The sequence below is a fragment of the Bartonella sp. AA89HNZF genome, assembly GCF_042196905.1.
Taxonomy (GTDB): Bacteria; Pseudomonadota; Alphaproteobacteria; order Rhizobiales; family Rhizobiaceae; genus Bartonella.
This window is the reverse complement of record NZ_JBHIRD010000041.1, coordinates 1-5,497: the sequence shown is the minus strand read 5'-3', so window position 1 is coordinate 5,497 and position 5,497 is coordinate 1. Positions and strand designations below refer to the sequence as shown.

Annotated in this window: 4 protein-coding genes and 1 pseudogene; all 5 read left to right on the top strand. The window is 41.3% G+C overall.

What is annotated here, in order from left to right; genetic code table 11:
• The first annotated feature begins 27 nt into the window (after positions 1-27).
• Entirely contained in the window at positions 28-879 is an 852-nt protein-coding gene (locus tag ACFIN0_RS09320) for a hypothetical protein (protein ID WP_375702398.1), read from the top strand.
• A gap of 42 nt (positions 880-921) precedes the next feature.
• Positions 922-2,223 (top strand): hypothetical protein, encoded by a 1,302-nt coding sequence (locus ACFIN0_RS09315; RefSeq protein WP_375702397.1) that lies wholly within the window; start codon positions 922-924, stop codon positions 2,221-2,223.
• Complete coding sequence (locus ACFIN0_RS09310; protein ID WP_375702396.1) at positions 2,224-4,389, top strand: hypothetical protein; 2,166 nt, start codon at positions 2,224-2,226, stop codon at positions 4,387-4,389.
• Positions 4,386-5,033: a transglycosylase SLT domain-containing protein gene (locus ACFIN0_RS09305; RefSeq protein ID WP_375702395.1), complete on the top strand. Its 648-nt coding sequence runs from the start codon at positions 4,386-4,388 to the stop codon at positions 5,031-5,033. Before ACFIN0_RS09310 ends, ACFIN0_RS09305 begins: the two co-directional genes overlap by 4 nt.
• Positions 5,034-5,045: 12 nt before the next feature.
• A pseudogene (locus ACFIN0_RS09300) lies at positions 5,046-5,497 on the top strand (phage tail protein); the annotation flags it as partial.

Below are 5,497 nucleotides of genomic sequence, written 5' to 3'. Positions count from 1 at the left end.
TGCTTTATTATAGGAAGGAATTGTGACATGGGGAGCAGTAGACCAGCAACGACAGAACAGAAGCAGGTGCAGACAAGCGCCCCTCCTACTTGGATGCAGAATGTCTTTAAGCGTGGGGGTGCAGATGCGTATAACATGTATGACACAGGGATGGGTGGTAATGTGTATGGGGGACCTCGTGTAGCGCCGTTAAGTGATCAAACGCGCTATGGAATTGGTGGTCTTGGAAGTATTCCTCATCATTATCAAAATCGCTCTTTGATGAATACAATCTATAATCCAACGTCGGCAGCCATGAATCTTCGACATATGGCCTCTGGTGGTATGATGGGAGAAAATTCGTATTTCAAACAAGCACTTCAAGAAGCATTAGATGATTCAGACACTCAAATTAACAGATATTTCTCAGGGATTGGTCGTTATGCAACTCCTGATCACAGAGAGGAAGTGCGGAAAGGAAGAGATTCTATATACGCTCGTGCTATGTTAGAGCAATATAATCGTGATGCGGACCGCATGATGCAAGCCAATGCCATGATAGACCAAGCCAATCAAAATCAGTTGGGAGCCTCAAATAACTTCTTACAGGGTTATGGGAATGCCTATTCCAATGCCATACAAGGGGGAGGTGTGCTTGATGCCCACAATCAACGCCTTGTTGATGCCAATAGAGAACGTTGGCTGGAACAAGACAATAGCGGCTGGAATAGGTTGAATATGCTTATGAACGCCGGTCATGGCTTTGCAAGAAATTACGGCACGACGATGAATAATATGTCAGAATCTAAGATGCATGGTAACGACCCTTGGCAGAATGCTATGATGGTGCTTTTTGGATTAAAGAAGGCTGCGGAAAAGGCAGCAAATGCTGCCGTTTAGTTTGAATAATCTTAGAAAAAATAAATAGTTAAAGGGAAAGTAATGGTTTTTATAGATTTTGACCCGAGAGATAGACGTTTCATATCCAAACTAGAAAAAGATCTACACGAACGCAGACTAGAAAAAGATCTACTACAATCAATAGCGAATCAACGAAAGGACAAACATAAATTACCAGTTTTTCTTAATGCGATTTCTATGAATGATCCATATAAGATAGGCTCTTTTTCTCCTTCTCCAATAGGTTCTATTCGTCCTTCTGAGATAGATAATGAGGGGAATAAACCCTCTCCGATTCCACAATCAGAAACTCCTCCTCAGTTAGAGACTTCTCCACCTATTTCAACAAAACCAGTTCCATTGCAAGAACAGCCTCCTGAACCAAATCTTAGTTTTTGGGATAAATTTTCTCGTTTTTCACAGTCTGATGTTAGTAAAAATATTGATGATTTTCTTATGGGTGCGATAACGGCTAGTCCAAATTCATCTGGATGGCAACTTTTTGCCAAGGGGCTGAAGAACTTGCATGAAGGAGATAAACAAAGAGGGCAGGTTAACCAGACTGTCGAGTATCTAAAGTCTAAAGGCTATAGTGAAGAAGAAGCGCGGTTCATAGCTGGAAATAGAGATGCGTTGAATGCTTTTCTATTACAAAAAGTGAACGGTGGAAATAGGAATTCCCAATTTACCAATGACGGTAGGATGCTTGTGGAAGATCCGAATGCACCAGGTGGATATAGATATATTATGGTTGAAGGTGGTAAATCGTATGAGGAAGCTGAACGTGCAAAAGCTCTATATGCAAATAATATAGTACGGAAAAGTATTTTATTGAAAGATCTCACATATCTTGATGAGTACCTTAAGGAAAAAGGTGGGTATGCAACAGGTCTGATTGCTTGGATTAAAAGCATTGTTCCTGGATTGAAAGAAAATGGTGCAGATAAAGTCGTGAAATCAATTAAGGAACGTATAGCAAGTGATCGTATAGACGAACTGAAGCAATTATCAAGGACAGGAGCGGTAGGACTTGGAAATGTCAGTGATAAAGATCTTGACATGCTAAAGCATTCTTTAGGTGAACTAAGCATTGATATGAATGTAGAATTATTTACGCGGAATCTGAATCAAATAAGAGATGTTATTTCAAGACTATCGCCTGAAGCAAAAGCCTATTTACTAGGTGAAGATGCTAGTCGCTCCTCTGCTAATCAGTCATCACAAGGAGGCAGTGCAAATTTGCCAACTATAAGTAGCAGAGAAGATATTAAAAACCTTGCTATTGGAGATCAAGCAACCGTTCAGGATGGTAACGATTTCTATGAAATTATTAGGTATAGATAAATGATACATCATAATAATACTCATCAAGATTTTCCAGATTTTGGTCCTGGAATAAGAGTTATACGCCGTATCCCTAAAGAGGAATACGAAACATCGGTAGAGGAACCATTCCCAGATTTTGGTCCTGGAATAAGAGTTATACGTCGTATTCCTAAAGATGAATACGAAACATCACCCCAACATCCCGAAATCACGCAAAGTGAAGCTTTTTGGAACTCTTTAAAGCATGGATTGAGTTTTAATTTAGATGATGAGATTGCTGGGATTACAGCGGCAGGACGTGATTCTGATGATCAGTGGGCAATAAGTGCTTTTTTGAATGGGCTTTACAACTATTGGACTGGAGATAAGAAAACCATAGAAAAATATGAGAAAGAAGCCAATAGAATACGTGATTATTATCGTAGGATGAGTGATCAACATTATTGGACTTCTTTTGCTGGAAATGCTTTAGGGGCGGCAATCCCTTCACTTGCGACTTTAGGGGGAGGACTGTTAGCCTCAGGAGCACGCCTTGTAGCGCCTACACTTGCAAGGAATGTGGCGGGGTCAAAATTAGGTCAAGCCTTTTTGAAAGCAGGTCAGTTACCCCCAAGTCGATTTGCAAGTCCATTTTTAGGCATCACGAACAAAACAACATTACCTCATTTGCTTAAAGTAGGTGCAGCATCTGGTGCATTACATGGCGCAGGAGAAGGCGAAGGACTTTTAAATACACTTCAAACCACGGCATCTGGTGGAACTTTAGGAATGGGCGGGGCATTGGCTGGAAATCTTGTAGGCAGTATGCTTGGTTCTACTTTTGGTGGAATACGAAGACTTTTTTCTCCTTCTCATACGAAAGAAGGTGTTTCAAAAGATACGTTAAGAGCAATCAGTAAACATTTAGGCAATGAAGCTTCTGAAGAGCTAGGAGAATCTTTTAAAAAAGCAGTTCCTACCGATTACGTAGCTGATCATAGTCCTTTTTTACAAGATCTTGTTTTTGATATCGCGAAAAGAAACCAAGGGGCTTATCTTGATTTAACCAAGAGAGCTAAACAGAGAGCGCTGGGAGGAGGGGAGCGTATTCATCAGGCGGCTGATAAATACTTTGTTCCTCGTCAAAATGTCACAGGTTTAAAAAATGATCTTATAGCGATTAGGAAAGCAGAACCACATACTCTTTACGAAATAGCCAAAAAAATACCAATAGGAGAACAGCATTATGGCGCTCTTAATGAATTAATGAAGCGTCCATATTTCAAACAGGCTTATAAAGAAGGGCTACAGGAATTCACGAGTAAGGTCAAAGAAGTTGCTCCATTTTCTTCTGAAAAATTTAATCTCCTTAAAGAAAAGCCCAACATGGGTGTTCTCCATGAAACGAAGGTTAAACTTGGTCTTATGAGAGATGCAGCCGAGAAGGTAGGAGATAACAGTAAAGTTCATACCTTAGTTGGCATTCAGAAAAAGTTATTAGAGCTTATGGATGATATATCGCCTAAATATAAGAAGGCACGATCATTGTATCATCAATATAGTTCACGTTTAGATGCCATGGATGAAGGTTCCAAAATCCTTAGCAAGTCGGTTAATAAGGATGAGTTCAGTAAAATCTTTGATGAATTACCAAAGGCACAACAAGAATACTTTAAAAAGGGCTCAAGGGCAGAACTTTTACAAGGTATGGGGCAAACAAAAGATGAAGTATCCAAGGCAAAGGAGATTTTTGGTACGAATGATCTGTATAAACGATTTGCAAAGATTTATGGAGCCGATAAAGCTTCTGCGGTCAAGAAGGTTATCGAAAAAGAAGCCGATTATGCAGATTTTTATAATAGAATACCAGGTCGTGTAGCGGATGAAAAGATATCTTTTAGGCATAACGTCAGTATGCCAACGGGTAAACATGATGCAGCTGTACAATTAGCAAAAGCTGCTGGGAAGGCTGCTTGGATTCCTTTCAAAGAGGCGGCGTTTAGAGAGCGTCAACGGATTGAAAAGGATGTTGTCAAATTGTTAACAGGGGGAACACAGATTAAGAATGCTCAAATTGTCGATCTGATTCAACGTATGGTAAATGCGCATCATAAGGGATATGCGACGAAAGAGTGGGTGAAAAAGCGTTTTTCTGATTTGTTTAGATTAAGTGGAAACGAGGTTGTGAGGATGTTTAACCGATGACCCGTTATAGTCCTTCTGTAGAGCAAGCGATACGGCAAGCAGCAGCGCGTTATGGTTTGCCAGAGAGTTATTTGTACCGTGTTGCGCAAGTTGAAAGTGGAGGCAATCCGAATGCAAGGAATCCCCGTTCTTCTGCGGGTGGGTTGTACCAATTTATAGACAGCACAGCCAAGCAATATGGTTTGCAAGACCGTTTTGACCCCATGCAAGCGGCAGATGCCATGGGGCGGTTGACGCTTGATAATCGCAATCATTTAAGCCGCCTTTTGGGAAGAGCGCCTAGTGAAGCGGAGTTGTATTTAGCCCATCAACAAGGAGCAGGAGGAGCCGCGCGGCTTCTTCAAAATCCCCATGCCAATGCGGCGCAAATTGTTGGGAGCAATGCGGTTGGCTTGAATGGTGGAAACAACGCTATGCGTGCAAGTGATTTTGTCAACCGTGTATTACAGATGTATGGTGGGCAGCCTCATAGAGCAAGTCCTACAGCGCATGGTGGCATTAGAAATAGAGACAACTTGTTAGAGGTTTTAAGGGCATTATTAGCATCACAAGAAGAGGCTTCGGAAGAAGAAGAGAGTGATGATGATAATCCTTTGATGATGCCATTCATGCGGGCGTTTTACGGACCGTTTTACAGAAGCTAGGATTCACGAGAAATGTCAACGATTTATGATTGGTCGCTTAGAGCGTCGGATAATACTTGCGTGGATAATTTGATTGATTGGTCCGAAGGACAGCATCCTAGCAGTGTGAACACAAGCGCCCGTGTGATGATGCAGCGCGTAAAGGAATACTTGTCAGACACGGGTGGAGAGCTTGAAGGCATTGTTACAAATGATCCTGTCCAACAAACGAGTGTGATAAGACTTGCAAGCACTTCACAGTTTTTAGAGTATAAGAATGGTATCGTTTTGCGCTTTATGGCTATGGGTAAGAATGTTGGAGCGACCACGATTGTCTTAAATGCTTTAGAGGGCAAGCCGGTTTATAAAGCAACGGAAACGGGTTTATCGCTTTTATCAGGGGGGGAAATCCAACAAGGGTGCATTTATACATTGTTTTATAATGGAGATCATTGGCATCTTGTTAATCCTACCCCACTCCCTTT